Below are 403 nucleotides of genomic sequence, written 5' to 3'. Positions count from 1 at the left end.
GGTTCTTGCATGCCATGGCGAGTTTGCGCATGATTTCAAGCTCGGCGACCAGATCGTCGACCGTAACCTCTGACCGCTTTGCGGCCTCGGCCCGCAACTCAGCGACGCGGGCGGCCACCTTAGGTAATCTGACCATCTTGGAGGCCTCCACCTCAGCAGCGTTGCCGCGCGCAGCGTAGCCCGCCTCGACATAGGCGCGAGATTGTGGAAGGCCTTCGGCGAGGCCAAAGCAGAAACGCTCCTGGCGTATGTTCAATTTTGCATTTGACATTGCGGTGCCAGAATACTGCAGCCGACGGCCTTCTGCTATCCTGAAGAGCTCTGGGCGTACCATTCTCGCGCCATTGCGCCATCGGTGCGCCATCGGGGAAATACAATTGGCGCACTAAATGCGCCATTGAAT

1 protein-coding gene is annotated in these 403 nt (G+C 58.8%); it reads right to left on the bottom strand.

Annotated elements, in window-relative coordinates:
• Positions 1–334: terminase small subunit (locus EOA29_RS40610; RefSeq protein ID WP_189479218.1), on the bottom strand; the 334-nt coding region annotated here is incomplete at its 3' end.
• Positions 335–403: the final 69 nt, after the last annotated feature.

It is taken from the genome of Mesorhizobium sp. M1E.F.Ca.ET.063.01.1.1 (assembly GCF_003998155.1).
GTDB lineage: Bacteria > Pseudomonadota > Alphaproteobacteria > Rhizobiales > Rhizobiaceae > Mesorhizobium.
The sequence above is the reverse complement of the archived record's forward strand: the minus strand, read 5'-3'. Positions and strand labels throughout refer to the sequence as shown.